14 protein-coding genes, 2 tRNA genes and 3 other RNA genes are annotated in these 18,793 nt (G+C 51.9%); 10 read left to right on the top strand and 9 right to left on the bottom strand.

The window, feature by feature from the left end:
• Positions 1–110: 110 nt before the first annotated feature.
• The 6 genes from narK to NBA72_RS09905 all read left to right on the top strand — a co-directional run bounded on the left by narK (position 111) and on the right by NBA72_RS09905 (position 10,326).
• A complete protein-coding gene (gene narK, locus NBA72_RS09930; protein ID WP_000019848.1) occupies positions 111–1,508 on the top strand; it encodes a nitrate transporter NarK in 1,398 nt (465 codons plus the stop codon).
• A gap of 387 nt (positions 1,509–1,895) precedes the next feature.
• Positions 1,896–5,639 carry a nitrate reductase subunit alpha gene (locus NBA72_RS09925; RefSeq protein ID WP_023205875.1) on the top strand — a complete coding sequence of 1,248 codons (3,744 nt, stop codon included), beginning with the start codon at positions 1,896–1,898 and terminating at the stop codon, positions 5,637–5,639.
• Complete coding sequence (gene narH / locus NBA72_RS09920) at positions 5,636–7,171, top strand: nitrate reductase subunit beta (protein ID WP_000702608.1); 1,536 nt, start codon at positions 5,636–5,638, stop codon at positions 7,169–7,171. The genes NBA72_RS09925 and narH overlap by 4 nt, the downstream gene beginning before the upstream one ends.
• Positions 7,168–7,878, top strand: a complete 711-nt coding sequence (gene narJ, locus NBA72_RS09915) for a nitrate reductase molybdenum cofactor assembly chaperone (protein ID WP_000571668.1) — start codon at positions 7,168–7,170, stop codon at positions 7,876–7,878. The genes narH and narJ overlap by 4 nt, the downstream gene beginning before the upstream one ends.
• A complete protein-coding gene (gene narI / locus NBA72_RS09910; RefSeq protein ID WP_000545594.1) occupies positions 7,878–8,555 on the top strand; it encodes a respiratory nitrate reductase subunit gamma in 678 nt (225 codons plus the stop codon). Before narJ ends, narI begins: the two co-directional genes overlap by 1 nt.
• A gap of 241 nt (positions 8,556–8,796) precedes the next feature.
• A complete protein-coding gene (locus NBA72_RS09905) occupies positions 8,797–10,326 on the top strand; it encodes a tetratricopeptide repeat protein (RefSeq protein ID WP_042949647.1) in 1,530 nt (509 codons plus the stop codon).
• Between the two features lie 86 nt (positions 10,327–10,412).
• On the opposite strand, the gene NBA72_RS09900 is transcribed toward NBA72_RS09905, so the two are convergent.
• The 7 genes from NBA72_RS09900 to NBA72_RS09870 all read right to left on the bottom strand — a co-directional run bounded on the left by NBA72_RS09900 (position 10,413) and on the right by NBA72_RS09870 (position 12,659).
• Positions 10,413–10,543: non-coding RNA, RtT sRNA (locus tag NBA72_RS09900), on the bottom strand.
• 50 nt (positions 10,544–10,593) lie between these two features.
• Positions 10,594–10,678: transfer RNA gene (locus NBA72_RS09895), tRNA-Tyr, on the bottom strand.
• Positions 10,679–10,712: 34 nt separating this feature from the next.
• Positions 10,713–10,838: non-coding RNA, RtT sRNA (locus NBA72_RS09890), on the bottom strand.
• A gap of 44 nt (positions 10,839–10,882) precedes the next feature.
• Positions 10,883–10,967: transfer RNA gene (locus NBA72_RS09885), tRNA-Tyr, on the bottom strand.
• A 28-nt stretch (positions 10,968–10,995) separates the two neighbouring features.
• Positions 10,996–11,137, bottom strand: a non-coding RNA gene (locus NBA72_RS09880) — RtT sRNA.
• 170 nt (positions 11,138–11,307) lie between these two features.
• The gene (purU, locus tag NBA72_RS09875; protein ID WP_001191156.1) at positions 11,308–12,150 is read right to left on the bottom strand and encodes a formyltetrahydrofolate deformylase; all 843 of its coding nucleotides are present in this window, start codon (positions 12,148–12,150) and stop codon (positions 11,308–11,310) included.
• A 50-nt stretch (positions 12,151–12,200) separates the two neighbouring features.
• Positions 12,201–12,659: a YchJ family protein gene (locus NBA72_RS09870; RefSeq protein ID WP_001540172.1), complete on the bottom strand. Its 459-nt coding sequence runs from the start codon at positions 12,657–12,659 to the stop codon at positions 12,201–12,203.
• 110 nt (positions 12,660–12,769) lie between these two features.
• Here NBA72_RS09870 and rssA point away from each other — a divergent pair, with 110 nt between their 5' ends.
• From rssA to galU, 3 genes are all read left to right on the top strand, one after another.
• On the top strand, positions 12,770–13,675 hold the full coding sequence (gene rssA, locus NBA72_RS09865; RefSeq protein ID WP_001230575.1) for a patatin-like phospholipase RssA: 906 nt from the start codon (positions 12,770–12,772) through the stop codon (positions 13,673–13,675).
• Between the two features lie 90 nt (positions 13,676–13,765).
• Positions 13,766–14,779, top strand: a complete 1,014-nt coding sequence (gene rssB, locus NBA72_RS09860) for a two-component system response regulator RssB (RefSeq protein ID WP_000193432.1) — start codon at positions 13,766–13,768, stop codon at positions 14,777–14,779.
• A gap of 202 nt (positions 14,780–14,981) precedes the next feature.
• Entirely contained in the window at positions 14,982–15,890 is a 909-nt protein-coding gene (gene galU / locus NBA72_RS09855; protein WP_000729450.1) for a UTP--glucose-1-phosphate uridylyltransferase GalU, read from the top strand.
• Between the two features lie 131 nt (positions 15,891–16,021).
• Here the strand turns inward: galU and hns are convergent, their stop codons facing one another.
• Positions 16,022–16,435 (bottom strand): histone-like nucleoid-structuring protein H-NS, encoded by a 414-nt coding sequence (hns, locus tag NBA72_RS09850; RefSeq protein ID WP_001287383.1) that lies wholly within the window; start codon positions 16,433–16,435, stop codon positions 16,022–16,024.
• A 662-nt stretch (positions 16,436–17,097) separates the two neighbouring features.
• Between hns and tdk the strand changes: the two genes are divergently transcribed.
• Entirely contained in the window at positions 17,098–17,715 is a 618-nt protein-coding gene (gene tdk / locus NBA72_RS09845) for a thymidine kinase (protein WP_000068097.1), read from the top strand.
• 196 nt (positions 17,716–17,911) lie between these two features.
• On the opposite strand, the gene NBA72_RS09840 is transcribed toward tdk, so the two are convergent.
• Positions 17,912–18,793, bottom strand: an 882-nt coding sequence (locus tag NBA72_RS09840; protein ID WP_439006040.1) for an iron-containing alcohol dehydrogenase, incomplete at its 5' end; no start/stop codon positions are given.

The raw sequence follows: 18,793 nt of genomic DNA, 5'->3' as shown, positions 1-18,793 counted from the left end.
TAACGCTTTTTAGTCGCCGGTGATGACGACTTTTCCTTTGATTTATATCAACTTACCTTCGGCAGTAAACCCTAATGTGGCAGACATCAAATCAAGAATCAGAGGTGTCTATGAGTCACTCATCCGCCCCGGAAAGGGCAACTGGCGCTGTTATCACGGAATGGCGTCCGGAAGATCCGGCATTCTGGCAGCAGCGCGGCCATCGTGTCGCCAGCCGTAATCTGTGGATTTCTGTGCCGTGTTTACTGCTGGCGTTTTGCGTCTGGATGCTATTCAGCGCAGTGGCGGTGAACCTGCCGAAAGTGGGATTTAATTTTACGACCGATCAGCTCTTTATGTTGACTGCGCTGCCATCTGTTTCCGGCGCGCTGCTACGGGTGCCTTACTCCTTTATGGTGCCGCTATTTGGCGGACGTCGCTGGACAGCGTTCAGTACCGGTATCCTCATCGTGCCTTGCGTATGGTTAGGCTTTGCCGTTCAGGATACCAGTACGCCTTTTAGCACTTTCATTATTATTTCCTTGCTGTGTGGTTTTGCCGGCGCGAACTTTGCCTCCAGTATGGCGAACATCAGCTTTTTCTTTCCTAAACAAAAGCAGGGCGGCGCGCTGGGTCTGAACGGTGGTCTGGGCAATATGGGCGTGAGCGTGATGCAGCTGGTTGCGCCGCTGGTGGTTTCGCTCTCTATCTTTGCCGCCTTTGGCAGCCACGGTGTAGAGCAGCCGGACGGTTCTCAGCTCTATCTGGCGAACGCGGCCTGGATTTGGGTGCCTTTCCTGGCCATTTTTACGCTGGCGGCGTGGTTCGGCATGAACGAACTGGCGACGTCTAAGGCCTCGCTAAAAGAGCAACTGCCGGTGCTCAAACGTGGTCATCTGTGGATCATGAGTCTGCTGTATCTGGCGACCTTCGGATCGTTTATCGGTTTCTCCGCGGGGTTCGCTATGCTGTCTAAAACGCAATTCCCGGATGTGCAGATCCTGCATTATGCGTTTTTCGGTCCGTTTATCGGCGCGCTGGCGCGTTCGGCAGGCGGCGCAATTTCTGACCGTCTGGGGGGGACCCGCGTCACGCTTATCAACTTTGTCCTGATGGCGATTTTCAGCGGTCTGCTGTTCCTGACATTACCTACTGGCGGCGTTGGCGGTAGCTTTATCGCGTTCTACGGGGTATTTCTGGCGCTGTTCCTGACGGCGGGGTTGGGGAGTGGTTCTACCTTCCAGATGATCTCCGTTATCTTCCGTAAACTGACGATGGACCGGGTAAAAGCGGAAGGCGGGTCGGACGAAAGAGCCATGCGTGAAGCGGCGACCGATACGGCGGCGGCGCTGGGCTTTATTTCCGCGATTGGCGCGATTGGCGGCTTTTTTATTCCGAAAGCGTTTGGTTCATCTTTAGCATTAACCGGTTCGCCAGTCGGCGCGATGAAAGTCTTTCTTATTTTCTATATCGCCTGCGTCGTTATTACCTGGGCGGTATATGGACGTCATTCTAAAAATAAAAAGTAACTTTTGATTATCCTTTGCGCGGCGTTAGACCGCGCTTTTTTTTATCTGCATTTAGTTACAACATACTTATAGTCAAAAAGATAGACGCGACAGGGCTAACCACGCACATCTTTATCGGTCATCCAGGGGGATACCCCTTAATACCCACTTGTTGAAAATTTAACATTCATGTCGTGCGTAAATTTAATTTTATGTAATTAAATCAGTAATATATATAAATAAAACTCCTCCTCCAAAAGGAGTATGCAGAAGGTTTGCGCGCCATTTGCATCCCTGTCCGCCTTGATCGTTATCAATTCTCACGCCCATTCAGCGCGTTACCTTCGCCCTTAGTTAAGCAATGTCGATTTATCAGAGAGCCGTAAGGTTCCACACAGGAGAAACCCGATGAGTAAATTCCTGGACCGGTTTCGCTACTTCAAGCAGAAGGGCGAAACCTTTGCCGATGGGCACGGCCAGCTTCTCGAAACAAACCGGGACTGGGAGGACGGATACCGCCAACGTTGGCAGCATGACAAAATTGTGCGCTCAACCCATGGGGTGAACTGCACCGGTTCTTGTAGCTGGAAAATTTATGTCAAAAATGGTCTGGTGACCTGGGAAACACAGCAAACCGATTACCCGCGCACCCGTCCTGATATGCCAAACCATGAACCTCGCGGCTGCCCGCGCGGGGCAAGTTACTCCTGGTATCTCTACAGCGCTAACCGACTGAAATATCCGCTAATGCGCAAACGTCTGATGAAGATGTGGCGCGAGGCGAAAAAACTGCATCGCGATCCGGTAGAGGCATGGGCCTCCATCATTGAAGATGCCGATAAAGCCAAAAGCTTCAAACAGGCGCGTGGTCGTGGCGGCTTTGTTCGCTCCTCATGGCAGGAAGTGAACGAGCTGATCGCCGCCTCCAACGTGTACACCGTGAAAACCTATGGCCCTGACCGCGTCGCGGGCTTCTCACCCATTCCGGCGATGTCGATGGTTTCCTACGCTTCCGGCGCACGTTATCTTTCGCTGATTGGCGGTACCTGCCTGAGCTTCTACGACTGGTACTGCGACCTGCCGCCAGCCTCCCCGCAAACCTGGGGCGAGCAGACCGACGTGCCGGAATCCGCTGACTGGTACAACTCCAGCTATATTATCGCCTGGGGCTCTAACGTGCCGCAAACCCGTACGCCGGATGCCCACTTCTTTACCGAAGTACGTTACAAAGGCACTAAAACCGTCGCGGTGACGCCGGACTATGCTGAAATCGCCAAACTGTGCGATCTGTGGCTGGCGCCGAAGCAGGGGACCGATGCGGCGATGGCGCTGGCGATGGGCCACGTCATGCTGCGCGAGTTCCACCTCGACAACCCGCGCCAGTACTTCACCGATTATGTCCGTCGCTATACCGACATGCCAATGCTGGTGATGCTTGAAGAGCGTGATGGTTATTATGCCGCAGGTCGTATGCTGCGCGCTGCCGATCTCGTTGATTCGCTGGGGCAGGAAAATAACCCGGAATGGAAAACCGTCGCTATCAACAGCAACGGTGAAATGGTGGCGCCAAACGGTTCAATTGGTTTCCGCTGGGGCGAAAAAGGCAAATGGAATCTCGAGCAGCGCGACGGGACTACCGGTGCAGAAACTGAATTGCAGCTCAGCTTGCTGGGCAGCCAGGATGAGATTGCTGACGTGGGCTTCCCGTATTTCGGCGGCGAAGGTTCAGAGTACTTTAATCATGTGGCGCTGGATAACGTCCTGCTGCATAAACTGCCAGCAAAACGTCTGCAACTGGCCGATGGTTCTACCGCGCTGGTGACCACCGTTTACGATCTGACCATGGCGAACTATGGTCTGGAACGCGGCCTGAACGATGAAAATTGCGCCGCCAGTTATGACGATACCAAAGCGTATACGCCAGCATGGGCCGAGCAGATCACCGGCGTGCCGCGGGCGCAGATCATCCGTATCGCCCGGGAATTCGCCGATAACGCGGATAAAACGCACGGACGTTCAATGATTATCGTTGGCGCTGGTCTGAACCACTGGTATCACCTCGATATGAACTATCGCGGGCTGATCAATATGTTGGTGTTCTGTGGTTGCGTTGGTCAGAGCGGTGGCGGTTGGGCGCACTACGTCGGCCAGGAAAAACTGCGCCCGCAAACCGGCTGGCAGCCGCTGGCGTTTGCCCTTGACTGGCAGCGTCCGGCGCGTCACATGAACAGCACCTCTTACTTCTATAACCACTCCAGCCAGTGGCGCTACGAGACGGTGACCGCCGAGGAGTTACTGTCGCCGATGGCGGACAAATCCCGCTATAGCGGTCATCTGATTGACTTCAATGTGCGCGCCGAACGTATGGGCTGGTTGCCGTCGGCACCGCAGTTAGGCACTAACCCGCTGTACATTGCGCGTGAAGCGGAAAAAGCCGGTATGACGCCGGTAGACTATACCGTCAAATCCCTGAAAGAGGGTTCGATTCGCTTTGCCGCCGAGCAGCCGGAAAACGGTAAAAACCACCCGCGTAACCTGTTCATCTGGCGTTCAAACCTGCTTGGCTCTTCCGGTAAGGGCCATGAGTACATGCTGAAATATCTGCTGGGTACTGAGCATGGTATTCAGGGGCTGGATCTCGGCAAGCAGGGCGGTGTGAAGCCGGAAGAAGTGGAGTGGCGTGACAATGGCCTGGACGGCAAACTGGATCTGGTGGTGACGCTGGACTTCCGCCTGTCGAGCACCTGCCTGTACTCCGATATCGTACTGCCGACCGCCACCTGGTATGAAAAAGACGATATGAATACCTCGGATATGCATCCGTTTATTCATCCGCTGTCTGCCGCCGTAGATCCGGCCTGGGAATCGAAAAGCGACTGGGAAATCTACAAAGGCATTGCGAAGAAATTCTCCGAAGTCTGTGTAGGCCACCTGGGTAAAGAGACTGACGTCGTGACGCTGCCGATCCAGCACGATTCTGCCGCTGAACTGGCACAGCCGCTGGACGTGAAAGACTGGAAAAAAGGCGAATGCGATCTGATCCCAGGGAAAACCGCGCCGCACATCATGACCGTCGAGCGCGATTACCCGGCGACTTACGAACGCTTTACCTCTATCGGCCCGCTGATGGAGAAAATCGGCAACGGCGGGAAAGGGATTGCCTGGAACACGCAGAGCGAAATGGACTTGCTGCGTAAGCTTAATTACACCAAAGCGGACGGTCCGGCGAAAGGCCAGCCGATGCTCAACACGGCGATTGACGCGGCAGAGATGATCCTGACGTTAGCGCCGGAAACCAACGGTCAGGTGGCGGTGAAAGCCTGGGCGGCGCTGAGCGAGTTTACCGGTCGCGACCATACGCATCTGGCAACCAATAAAGAAGAAGAGAAAATCCGCTTCCGCGATATTCAGGCCCAGCCGCGCAAAATTATCTCCAGCCCGACCTGGTCTGGTCTGGAAGATGAGCATGTTTCTTATAACGCCGGTTATACCAACGTTCACGAGCTGATCCCGTGGCGTACGCTGTCTGGTCGCCAACAGTTGTATCAGGATCACCAGTGGATGCGCGACTTCGGCGAAAGTCTGCTGGTGTATCGCCCACCGATCGACACCCGCTCGGTGAAAGCGGTGATGGGGCGTAAATCCAACGGTAATCCGGAGAAGGCGCTCAACTTCCTGACGCCGCACCAGAAATGGGGTATCCACTCGACCTACAGCGATAACCTGTTGATGCTGACCTTGTCGCGTGGCGGCCCGATTGTATGGATGAGCGAAACCGACGCCAAAGAGCTGGGCATTGAAGATAACGATTGGATCGAAGTCTTCAACAGCAACGGCGCATTGACCGCACGCGCAGTGGTCAGCCAGCGTGTACCGGCGGGTATGACCATGATGTACCACGCGCAGGAACGTATCGTAAACCTGCCGGGGTCGGAAATTACCCAGCAGCGCGGCGGTATTCATAACTCGGTGACGCGCATTACGCCGAAACCGACCCATATGATCGGCGGCTATGCGCAGTTAGCCTACGGCTTTAACTACTACGGTACCGTCGGCTCCAACCGCGATGAGTTTGTGGTGGTACGTAAGATGAAGAACATTAACTGGTTGGATGGCGAAGGCAATGACCAGGTACAGGAGAGCGTAAAATGAAAATTCGTTCACAAGTCGGCATGGTGCTGAATCTCGATAAGTGCATCGGCTGTCATACCTGTTCAGTCACCTGTAAAAACGTCTGGACCAGTCGCGAAGGTATGGAATACGCGTGGTTCAACAACGTAGAAAGTAAGCCTGGCGTTGGTTTTCCGAATGACTGGGAAAATCAGGAAAAATGGAAAGGCGGCTGGATCCGCAAAATCAACGGCAAACTACAGCCGCGCATAGGCAACCGGGCGCTGCTGCTGGGTAAAATCTTCGCTAACCCGCATCTGCCGGGTATCGACGACTACTACGAGCCGTTTGATTACGACTACCAGAACCTGCATACCGCGCCGGAAAGCAAACATCAGCCGATCGCGCGTCCGCGCTCGCTGATTACCGGCCAGCGGATGGACAAAATTACCAGCGGGCCAAACTGGGAAGAGATTCTGGGCGGCGAGTTCGAAAAACGCGCTAAAGACCAGAACTTCGAAAACATGCAGAAGGCGATGTACGGCCAGTTCGAAAACACCTTCATGATGTACCTGCCGCGCCTGTGCGAGCACTGTCTCAACCCGGCGTGCGTGGCGACCTGCCCGAGCGGTGCTATCTACAAGCGTGAAGAAGATGGCATCGTGCTGATCGACCAGGACAAGTGCCGCGGCTGGCGGATGTGCATCACCGGCTGCCCGTACAAGAAGATTTACTTCAACTGGAAGAGCGGCAAGTCCGAGAAGTGCATCTTCTGCTACCCGCGTATCGAAGCCGGTCAGCCGACCGTTTGCTCGGAAACCTGCGTGGGCCGTATCCGTTATCTCGGCGTACTGCTGTATGACGCAGATGCCATTGAAAGCGCCGCCAGTACGGAAAACGAAAAAGATCTGTACCAGCGTCAACTGGACGTGTTCCTCGATCCAAACGATCCGGCTGTCATTGAGCAGGCGCTGAAGGACGGCGTGCCGCAGAGCGTGATCGATGCGGCGCAGCAATCGCCAGTATACAAAATGGCGATGGACTGGAAGCTGGCGCTGCCGCTGCATCCGGAATACCGCACGCTGCCGATGGTCTGGTACGTGCCGCCTTTGTCACCGATTCAGTCTGCCGCCGACGCGGGTGAACTGGGCAGCAACGGTATTCTGCCGGATGTAGACAGTCTGCGTATCCCGGTGCAGTACCTGGCGAACCTGTTGACCGCTGGCGACACCCAACCGGTACTGTTGGCGCTGAAACGGATGCTGGCGATGCGTCACTACAAACGTGCGGAAACCGTAGACGGTAAAGTGGATACCCGCGCGCTGGAAGAGGTGGGTTTAAGCGAAGCCCAGGCGCAGGAAATGTATCGTTACCTGGCGATTGCTAATTATGAAGATCGCTTTGTGGTACCGAGCAGCCATCGTGAACTGGCGCGTGACGCATTCCCGGAGAAAAGCGGTTGTGGCTTTACCTTCGGCGATGGTTGCCACGGGTCTGATACCAAATTCAATCTGTTCAACAGCCGCCGCATCGACGCTGTTGATGTGACCAGCAAAACGGAGCCGCACGCATGATTGAACTCGTCATTGTTTCGCGTCTGCTCGAGTACCCGGATGCTGCCCTGTGGCAGCATCAGCAGGAGTTGTTCGATGCGCTCGCGTCATCTGAGAACCTGGATAAAGAGGATGCCCAGACTCTGGGCGTTTTCCTGCGCGATTTAACCGCGCAGGACATGCTGGATGTACAGGCCGCCTACAGTGAACTGTTTGACCGTGGTCGCGCCACATCGCTGCTGCTGTTTGAACATGTACACGGGGAATCCCGCGATCGCGGTCAGGCGATGGTTGACCTGATGGCACAGTATGAACAGCACGGTTTGCAGCTCGACAGCCGCGAACTTCCCGATCATCTGCCGCTGTATCTGGAATACCTTGCGCAATTGCCGAAAAGCGAAGCGTTAGGGGGGTTACAGGATATCGCGCCGATTCTGGCGCTGCTCAGCGCACGTTTGCAACAACGTGACAGCCGTTATGCGGTGCTGTTCGATCTGCTGTTAAAACTGGCGAATACCGTTATCGACAGCGACAAAGTGGCTGAAAAAATTGCGAATGAAGCACGTGATGATACCCCGCAGGCGTTGGATGCGGTCTGGGAAGAAGAGCAGGTGAAATTCTTCGCCGATCAAGGGTGTGGCGAGTCGGAGATCTCCGCTCACCAGCGTCGTTTTGCCGGTGCCGTGGCGCCGCAATATCTGAATATCACCACCGGAGGACAGCACTAATGCACTTCCTGAATATGTTCTTCTTTGATATCTACCCGTACATTGCCGGATCGGTATTTCTGATCGGTAGCTGGTTACGTTACGACTACGGCCAGTACACCTGGCGGGCGGCTTCCAGTCAGATGCTGGATCGCAAAGGAATGAACCTGGCGTCAAACCTGTTCCACATTGGGATTCTGGGTATTTTCGCTGGTCACTTCCTGGGCATGTTAACGCCGCACTGGATGTATGAAGCTTTTCTGCCGGTCGACGTGAAACAGAAGATGGCGATGATTGCCGGCGGCGCCTGCGGCGTGCTGACGCTGGTTGGCGGTATTTTACTGCTCAAGCGTCGTCTGTTTAGCCCACGTGTCCGCGCCACCACTACCGGTGCAGATATTTTGATTCTCTCATTGCTGGTGATTCAGTGCGCGCTGGGCCTGCTGACCATTCCGTTCTCCGCCCAGCATATGGACGGGAGTGAAATGATGAAGCTGGTCGGGTGGGCGCAGTCAGTTGTGACCTTCCACGGTGGCGCATCCGCACATCTGGACGGTGTAGCCTTTATCTTCCGTATGCACCTGGTACTGGGGATGACGCTGTTCCTGTTGTTCCCCTTCTCGCGCCTGGTGCATATCTGGAGCGTGCCGGTCGAGTATCTGACCCGCAAATACCAGATTGTACGTGCGCGTCACTGATTTTCTCTCGATGCCCTAAACTCCGCTTCGGCGGAGTTTTTTTATGGCTGTTTGCCGGAGTGCGGCATAAATGCCTTATCGACCGCCGCCTTGTTTCGTTTACAGCGGATTTGCCATGTCTGGCATCTGAATCCGTACTCTTTGTTTTTGGGTTTATTCAGCATCTGTGCGAGTTTTTTGTAAGCAGAAAAAGGATGATGCAGCATATAATCACGCCATAAACGACAATAAGGATAGTTGTATGCGTTTTTCATCAATTTTCAAAATAATAATATTAAATATATTTATTTCAAAAATGGCTCACGCTGCTGTCTGCGAGGAGCGCTATCCCGCCGACTCAGAAGAATGCCAGTACGTTCAGGAATTAGAGCAAAAAGCGGAACAAGGAGATGAAAGCGCGCAGTTCTCGCTTGGAAGCTGGTATGCGGAGGGGCGATATGTTAAGCCTGATTATAAACTAGCCATAAAATGGCTGGAGAAAGCGGGTAAACAAGGTTCTGATTTTTCCTATTTCATCCTTGGCTATCATTACAACTATGGTGAAAATTTTCCACTTAGTCGACAAAAAGCGCTGGAGTGGTATCGCAAGGCGGCAGAGCTAGGGGATAGTAGTACGCAAGAAATCCTCGGTGACGCCTATATGTATGGCGATGGGTTTCCCCAAAATACCCAGCTAGCGCTGGAGTGGTATCGAAAAGCCGCCTCTCCAACCAATGATGCGGGCGTTGTCCGCGGCCAGGGTTCAGCTTCGTCAGCACAATTTAAGCTTGGGGTAATGTACGCCCACGGTCAGGGCGTCCCTCAGGATTATCAGCAAACGGCGATCTTGATGCGTAAAGCGGCGGAAAATATGTACTACCCCGCGCAACTTTATCTCGGTGTTGCCTATTTTTATGGTGAAGGCGTGCCTCAGGATTATCGTCAGGCAGTTTACTGGCTTAATGAAGGTATACCAAGCAGCTATACGCCAGGCCACATTCCACTGAATGCGCTCTATGATAAAGCGCATCCCGCTGACCGGGTTCACTCTCAGACGTGGTATCGAAAAACAGCGCAACGCGTGATGGCAAAGGTACAGTACAATTTTGGCGTATGGTATTACAACGGTTATCACTTATTGAAAGATCACAACCTGGCGCTGGAGTGGTATCGCAGAGCCGCAGCGCAAGGATTGGCCGAGGCGCAGGATGCGATCGGCGTGATGTTTATGCAGGGCGAGGGCGTTTCTCAGGACTACCAACAGGCGCTGGCGTGGTATCGCAAAGCCGCTCGCCAGGGACTGCCTGCTGCGCAAACGCATCTTGGCATCATGTCTGCATTTGGTCGCGGCGTCGCGCAAAGCGACAGACAGGCTATCGCATGGTATCGAAAAGCAGCAAAACAGGATTTTGCGAAAGCGCAATATCAGCTTGGCGTAGCATATAGCACGGGAAGAGGCGTGCCTGAAAATAGCCGGAATGCGCTGAAGTGGTACCTCAAAGCGGCAGAGCAGGGGTTTACTCCGGCACAATCAGCGCTTGGGGAAATTTATGCTCATGGGCGCCAGGGTGTGCCTAAAGATAATAAGCAGGCCTATATTTGGTATTACATGGCAAGTATATATACGGAAAAATCTAAGGATGATTGTTCAGCGCTCATTGCCGAAAGAAACCGACTCAAGGGAACGCTCACCCCAGATCAACTTAGCGAGACATATGCCGCCTTTAATCTCATCTGGCGAAAAATTGACCAGTCAAAGGAGGCGAAAAAGACAGCCAGGAAGAAGTATTGATAAGATAACCAATAAGCTATGGCGCCATGGTGTGAAGTCTGCCTGTGGGGGCGATTAAGATTGATTGAGGCGCTGCCAGGAGATTATGGTGGTGGGGGAAGGATTACTCAGCGCTGCGCGCTTCGCCCTTCGGGTCGTTGCCTACGGCAACGCTTTCTCGCTGCGCTCGAATCGAACCTTAGTCGAAGCTTCTCATCCTTCCCCACATGGGTAGAATTATGACAAACCGATGTCGAATGAAGGTTAGATGCTTTCTGAAGATCATGATGGTGGTGGGGGAAGGATTCGAACCTTCGAAGTCGATGACGGCAGATTTACAGTCTGCTCCCTTTGGCCGCTCGGGAACCCCACCAGGGGTAATTCAAATTGTAGGTAAAGCTTGAAGATGGTGGTGGTGGAAGGATTATTCGTCGCTTCACTCCTCACCCTACGGGCCGTTACCGGTGGCAACGTTCTTTCGCTCGAGTCGAACCTTAATCGAAGGTTCTCACCCTTCCCCGACAAGTGCAAACTTCTGCATTGCTCATCGAGTTAACTACATCGCTGTAGTGAATAATGGTGGTGGGGGAAGGATTCGAACCTTCGAAGTCGATGACGGCAGATTTACAGTCTGCTCCCTTTGGCCGCTCGGGAACCCCACCACGGGATAAATTCATTATGCTGCTTGCATTCTATAGCGGGAAGGATTATTCGGAGCTAAAGCTCCTCACCCTTCGGGCCGTTGCCTGCGGCAACGTTCTCTCACTATTGCTCGAGTCGAACCTTGAAGTCGATGACGGCAGATTTGCAGTCAGCTCCCTTATGATCGCTCGGGAACCCCACCACGGGGTAATGCTTAATACTGGCCCGCTTCCTTTTGGGAAGCGGGGCGCATCATATCAAATGACACGCCGCTGTAAAGCATTCCTTTGCCTGAAATGAACTGTTTGCGTACTTTTCATCCGTAACGGATTAAAGCTAATCAATTCATATTACTGACGATTAAAGAATAATCGTCCGATTGCCGTAAACAAAGACCCGCTGCGCCAGAACCTGGTACAGCGCGCGGCTTAATACGTTTTTCTCAACGTCGCGCCCGGCACGCATCATATCTTCTGCGGTGTAAGTGTGATCGACGTGAATCACGTCCTGCATAATGATTGGGCCTTCATCCAGATTATCATTCACATAGTGCGCGGTAGCGCCGATGATTTTCACGCCGCGCTCATAGGCCTGATGATAAGGACGCGCGCCGATAAACGCCGGCAGGAATGAGTGGTGGATATTGATAATTTTGTTCGGGAAGCGCGCCACAAAACCTGGCGTCAAAACACGCATATACTTGGCCAGCACCACATAGTCCGGTTGATGGGCATCAATGGCGTCCGCCATCTTCGTGTCATGCTCTTCACGCGTTAATCCCTCATGGCTGACCAGTTCGAAAGGGATCTCAAAACGTTCAACCAGCGAGCGTAACGTTTCATGGTTGCCAATGACCGCGGCGATTTCAACATCCAGCCCGCCATAGTTGGCTTTCATCAGCAGGTCGCCCAGACAATGCGCCTCTTTGGTAACCAGAATCACTACCCGACGGCGTCCGGCGGGATTGAGTTCACGAACAGAGCCTTCCGGTAAGGCGCTGTCCAGATCGGCCAGAAGAGTGGAATCATTGAAGATGCCTTCCAGCTCGGTCCGCATAAAAAAGCGTCCGGTGCGATGGTCCACAAATTCATTGTTTTGCACAATATTAAGCTCGTGCTTATAGCAAATGTTGGTAATCCGCGCGATAAGGCCTTTTTGATCGGGACAAATAGTACGCAGAACTTTACGTTGTAGTGATTGCATTGCCGGAAAAATCCTGTTGAGAGTGTTTGCTGTATCGATACTGTCAGGCGTCACTGGCCGCAGCACTTTTTAAATTTTTTGCCTGAACCGCACGGGCAGGGATCGTTTCGACCCAACTGCGGGCGGGTACCGTCAATATAATACCACTGACCGTTTTCTTTGATAAAACGAGAACGTTCGATAATCGCCCCGGTTTTCCCTTGTTCGGAAAAACGCGCGATAAAACTAACATACCCTGTATTTTCTGCTTCTGACCAGGTATGTTCAAAAATAGTCAGGCCGAGCCACCTGGTATTGGCAAATCCGGCGATGATATCATCACGAAACGCGGCCGCATTGCAGGTTGGATGCCAGCTCTTAATTAAGTAATCTGCGTCTTTCATCACAAAAGCGCAGTAACGAGAGCGCATGAGATGTGACGGATCGGGTGCTACTCGTTCTCCGGACACAATACGACCACAACATAGGCTATACTCGTCAGCGCTACCACAGGGACAAGGCTGAGACACAATAATCTCCCTGAATATAAAAAACGGCGTTGAACGCCAGGGTGGCATTATGTTAACTGAGCAGTGGCGATGTTGCTACGTCTTGAAGCCAGGGGAAGTCGTTAAGTACGATGAGAAAAATGAAAATAGGGCTGGCGCTGGGATCTGGCGCAGCGAGAGGATGGTCTCATATTGGGGTCATCAAAGCCCTCAAGCAAACAGGCATTGATATTGATATCGTTGCAGGATGCTCAATAGGTTCACTGGTCGGCGCCGCGTATGCCTGTAATAAATTATCGGCGCTTGAACAGTGGGTATGTTCATTCCGCTACTGGGATGTTTTACGCCTGATGGATGTATCCTGGGGCAGAGGAGGGTTGCTTCGCGGCGAACGCGTATTTAATCACTATCGGGATATTATGCCCGTCACGGATTTTGACCACTGTTCAAGACGTTTTGGCGCGGTCGCGACGAATCTTAGCACGGGACGAGAGCTATGGTTTACTGAAGGCGATCTACACCTTGCCGTACGCGCGTCGTGCAGTATGCCAGGGCTGATGTCTCCGGTTGAACATAACGGTTACTGGCTGGTAGATGGCGCAGTCGTTAATCCGGTACCTGTTTCGTTAACCAGGGCGCTGGGGGCTGATATCGTTATTGCGGTAGACCTGCAACATGATGCCCACCTCATGCAGCAAGATTTGCTCTCTGTAAATGTCGGGAATATCAATGAAGAGAGCGATGATGCGCTGCCCTGGCATAAGCGTTTAAAAGAACGTTTCAGTAGCCTGACTTCACGCCGTGGCGTGAGTTCGCCTGGGGCAATGGAAATCATGACAACCTCCATTCAGGTGTTGGAAAATCGTCTTAAACGTAACCGTATGGCTGGCGATCCGCCTGATATTCTCATTCAACCATTCTGTCCGCAAATCTCTACGCTGGATTTTCATCGCGCCCATGCCGCTATTGCGGCGGGTCAGTTAGCCGTAGAGAAAAAGATGGACGAACTTATACCCTTGGTGCGTACCGACGTTTAATGTACCTTTTACGATCACTTAAGCAAATTCTGACAGGCGCAAGCGGCAATACCATGCCACTATTGATTAAAGCCAGTCAGGGGAGAGAACATGACGCAGCCATTGGTCGGAAAACAGATTCTTATTGTTGAAGACGAGCCTGTATTTCGCTCGCTTCTGGATTCGTGGTTTTCCTCTTTGGGAGCGACAACGGCATTGGCAGGCGACGGGGTGGATGCCCTGGAGTTGATGGGGCGTTTTACCCCTGATCTCATGATATGTGATATCGCGATGCCGAGAATGAACGGTCTCAAACTGGTAGAAAACTTACGTAATCGCGGAGACCAGACGCCTATTCTGGTTATTTCCGCAACAGAAAATATGGCGGATATCGCCAAAGCGTTACGCCTTGGGGTTGAAGATGTCTTGCTGAAGCCGGTAAAAGATCTCAACCGCTTGCGGGAAACCGTATTCGCTTGCTTATACCCTAATATGTTTAACTCGCGGGTTGAAGAAGAAGAACGCCTGTTTCGTGACTGGGATGCAATGGTGAGTAATCCAACCGCCGCAGCGCAATTGTTGCAGGAATTGCAGCCCCCGGTACAGCAGGTGATTTCCCATTGCCGCATTAATTACCGGCAGCTCGTCTCCGCCGATCAGCCTGGACTGGTGCTGGATATTGCGCCGCTATCTGATAACGAACTGGCATTTTATTGCCTGGATGTCACCCGGGCGGGCGATAACGGCGTGTTAGCCGCATTGTTGCTGCGAGCGCTATTTAACGGCTTATTGCAGGATCAGCTCGGCCAACAAAAGCACCGTTTACCGGAGTTAGGCGCGCTATTAAAACAGGTAAATCATCTGCTCAGACAAGCCAATTTACCTGGGCAATTCCCGCTATTTGTCGGCTACTATCACAGTGAGCTCAAAAATTTGATTCTCGTCTCCGCCGGATTGAACGCCACCTTAAATACGGGCGCTCATCAGGTTCAAATTAGCAGCGGCGTGCCGCTAGGAACATTGGGTAACGCCTACCTTAACCAATTAAGCCAGCGTTGCGACTCATGGCAGTGTCAAATATGGGGCGCAGGAGGGCGCCTGCGATTGATGTTGTCTGCGGAATGACCAAACGGAAGAGTGAGCGGAAATTGCTTTACCGGCCTTTCCCGACGAGTGTTACTATCTGCGGCAGATTTATAAGTATTTGTCTTAATTATACCAATATAAGTCCTTTTTGGACCTGAGGCTTGTTCTGGTACTGATATACTGGAACACGATACAGATTAATGAACACGTTCAATACATGAACAGTCCAGGAGAATTTTAAATGGCTGCCCTTAATTCGAAAGTCAAAAAAGCCGTTATCCCGGTCGCGGGATTGGGAACCAGGATGCTGCCAGCGACCAAAGCTATCCCGAAAGAGATGCTGCCGCTGGTTGATAAGCCATTAATTCAGTACGTCGTGAACGAATGTATCGCTGCTGGCATTACTGAAATCGTGCTTGTTACGCACTCGTCTAAAAACTCTATTGAAAACCACTTTGATACCAGTTTTGAGCTGGAAGCGATGCTGGAAAAACGCGTTAAGCGTCAGCTTCTGGAGGAGGTTCAGTCTATTTGCCCTCCGCATGTCACTATTATGCAGGTACGTCAAGGGCTGGCAAAAGGCCTGGGCCATGCCGTATTGTGCGCGCATCCCGTTGTCGGAAACGAACCTGTCGCTGTTATTCTGCCAGACGTTATTCTTGACGAATATGAGTCCGACCTGTCTCAGGATAACCTGGCTGAAATGATCCGCCGCTTCGACGAAACCGGCAATAGCCAGATTATGGTTGAGCCAGTAGAAGATGTGACTGCATACGGCGTGGTCGATTGCAAAGGCGTTGAGCTGGCGCCGGGCGAAAGTGTGCCGATGGTTGGCGTGGTTGAAAAACCAAAAGCGGATGTCGCGCCGTCTAACCTTGCGATTGTCGGGCGTTATGTGTTGAGCGCGGATATCTGGGCGTTGCTGGCGAAAACCCCTCCGGGCGCCGGGGATGAAATTCAGTTGACCGATGCTATCGATATGCTGATCGAAAAAGAAACGGTTGAAGCCTACCACATGAAGGGTAAAAGCCATGACTGTGGTAATAAGTTAGGATATATGCAGGCATTCGTTGAATATGGCATCCGTCATAATTCGCTGGGTGCTGAATTTAAAGCCTGGCTTGAAGAAGAAATGGGTATTAAGAAGTAACGATACGTTATAAATTTTTTAACAGAAGCGCTGGTAAATCCGGCGCTTTTTTTATGCCTGGGGTCGTCAGCGGAGAACTCAGGCAAAAAAAATCCCGCCAGCGGCGGGATTTTAAGCATCCAGGAAGTAAATTATTCCTTGATCAGGAAATCTTCCAGTTGCTTACCTTGTTCTTCCATTGCTTTTTTGATTACAGCCGGTGTACGACCCTGGCCAGTCCAGGTTTTAGTTTCACCGTTTTCGTCAACATAGCTATATTTAGCCGGACGAGCTGCGCGTTTAGCTTTGGTGCCGGATTTAGCGGCAGCCATGCTATTCAGCAGTTCATTCGGGTCAATGCCGTCGGCAATTAACATTTCACGATACTGTTGCAGTTTACGAGTGCGTTCTTCCACTTCAGCAGCAGCAGCGCTTTCTTCTTCACGACGCTCATTAACGACAACTTCTAATTTTTCCAGCATTTCTTCAAGCGTTTCCAGAGTACATTCTCTTGCCTGCGCACGAAGAGTACGGATGTTGTTCAGAATTTTAAGTGCTTCGCTCATTGTAGTAATCTCAAACTTATATTGGGGTGGTTTGTTGAGCTAATAATAGAGCGATAAATTCAGTTGTGCAATAGCCAGGAATGTAAGGAATTCAAAATTACGCTTTATTAAGCACACGTTTTAATTATCTCAACTTAAATTTTCCTTGAGGCGCCGCACAAAAAAGAGCTTATTGGCAGGGGGGATACTCACCGTCTGTCGCTAAAAATTTAGGAGTCAGGTCACATTTTATCATGATGAAATACGATCTCATTGCAGAGATATCAATCTCTTGTATTAGCTTTCCTTACAAGAAAACCCTATTACTTTGCACCGGGTATGAGTAACGGTAACAATAAGTACAAGGTTTTCATATTGGCGGGTGATGATAAGCATTGTTGATGAATTTTAACGGCATAATTTGTGAAGGAATGTGTATATACCCTTCATACTTCAAGTTGCTTATGTGTTGGCTACGCTCGCGCACCCCAGCCACATAGTTATCTATGCTCCTGGGGACTCACTCCCTTGCCGCCTTTAAGCAACTCGAATTATTTTGGGTATAGTGAGCGATGTTTGTACAATTCTTAATACTCACCGGAGCGCGAGCCGCGCCGTCGCGTCGGTAAATTATGGTACAATCCCGCCAATCTTTATTTCACTCAGGTGAGGTCCTGCGACCAATGGCACAGCTATATTTCTACTATTCGGCAATGAATGCGGGTAAGTCGACTGCACTGCTGCAATCTTCATACAATTATCAGGAACGCGGGATGCGTACCGTCGTATATACGGCGGAAATCGACGATCGTTTCGGCGCAGGCAAAGTCAGCTCTCGTATCGGTTTGTCGTCGCCGGCAAAATTGTTTAACCAAAATACATCCTTGTTTGAAGAGATTCGTGCCGAGAGCGCGCGGCAGACAATACATTGCGTGTTAGTCGACGAAAGCCAGTTTTTGACTCGCCAGCAGGTTTATCAATTATCCGAGGTTGTCGACAAATTAGATATTCCAGTACTTTGCTATGGGCTACGAACAGACTTTCGTGGGGAGCTCTTTGTCGGCAGCCAATACTTGCTGGCATGGTCAGATAAGCTGGTGGAATTAAAAACTATCTGTTTCTGCGGTCGTAAAGCCAGTATGGTTCTGCGCCTTGATCAGGACGGCAGGCCTTATAACGAAGGCGAACAGGTGGTTATTGGCGGGAATGAACGCTACGTTTCAGTTTGCCGTAAGCATTATAAGGACGCGCTGGAGGAGGGCTCACTGACGGCGATTCAGGAGCGTCATCGGCACATATGATACCTGAGGTAAAGATCGGCTTATAAAACGCCCTGTAGCGCTTTGGAGGTCATTATTCAGGCCTTCTGACGAAGGGCGTGCCGTGAGCACGTAGGCCAGATGATCAGCATAGCGCCTTCAGGCATCAGATAAACAGGTAAAACAAAAAAACGGCCTCAATTGAGGCCGTTTTTGTCATGCTAAAGCAGATAACGAATTAAGCGGATTTTTTCGCTTTCTTCTCTGCTTTCGGTGTGGCAACGACGTCTTTCTTCGCTGCAACTTCACCTTCGGTGAAATCACGACCGTAGTAGGTATCCAGCAGAATCTGTTTCAGTTCGGAGATCAGCGGATAACGCGGGTTAGCGCCGGTGCACTGGTCATCGAAGGCATCTTCAGACAGTTTGTCAACGTGTGCCAGGAAGTCAGCTTCCTGTACGCCTGCTTCACGGATAGACTTAGGAATACCCAGCTCAGCTTTAATGCTTTCCAGCCATGCCAGCAGTTTTTCAATCTTAGCGGCGGTGTGGTCGCCCGGCACGCTCAGGCCCAGGTGGTCAGCAATTTCAGCGTAACGACGGCGTGCCTGCGGACGATCGTACTGGCTGAAAGCGGTCTGCTTGGTCGGGTTGTCATTCGCGTTGTAGCGGATAACGTTACAAATCAGCAGGGCGTTCGCCAGACCGTGCGGAATGTGGAACTGAGAGCCCAGTTTGTGCGCCATGGAGTGACATACACCGAGGAAGGCGTTGGCAAACGCGATACCGGCGATAGTCGCTGCACTGTGAACACGTTCACGCGCAACCGGGTTTTTAGACCCTTCGTGGTAAGACGCCGGCAGGTTTTCTTTCAGCAGTTTCAGAGCCTGCAGAGCCTGACCGTCAGAGAACTCAGAAGCCAGTACGGAAACATAAGCTTCCAGGGCGTGAGTTACCGCATCCAGACCACCGAACGCACACAGGGACTTCGGCATATCCATCACCAGGTTGGCATCGACAATCGCCATATCCGGGGTCAGGGCATAGTCAGCCAGCGGATATTTCTGACCGGTTGCATCGTCGGTCACAACCGCAAACGGTGTGACTTCAGAACCGGTACC

The sequence above is a fragment of the Salmonella sp. NW1250 genome (genome assembly GCF_051812965.1).
In the GTDB taxonomy this organism is placed as follows: domain Bacteria; phylum Pseudomonadota; class Gammaproteobacteria; order Enterobacterales; family Enterobacteriaceae; genus Salmonella; species Salmonella enterica.
This window is presented reverse-complemented; position numbering and strand designations above follow the sequence as displayed.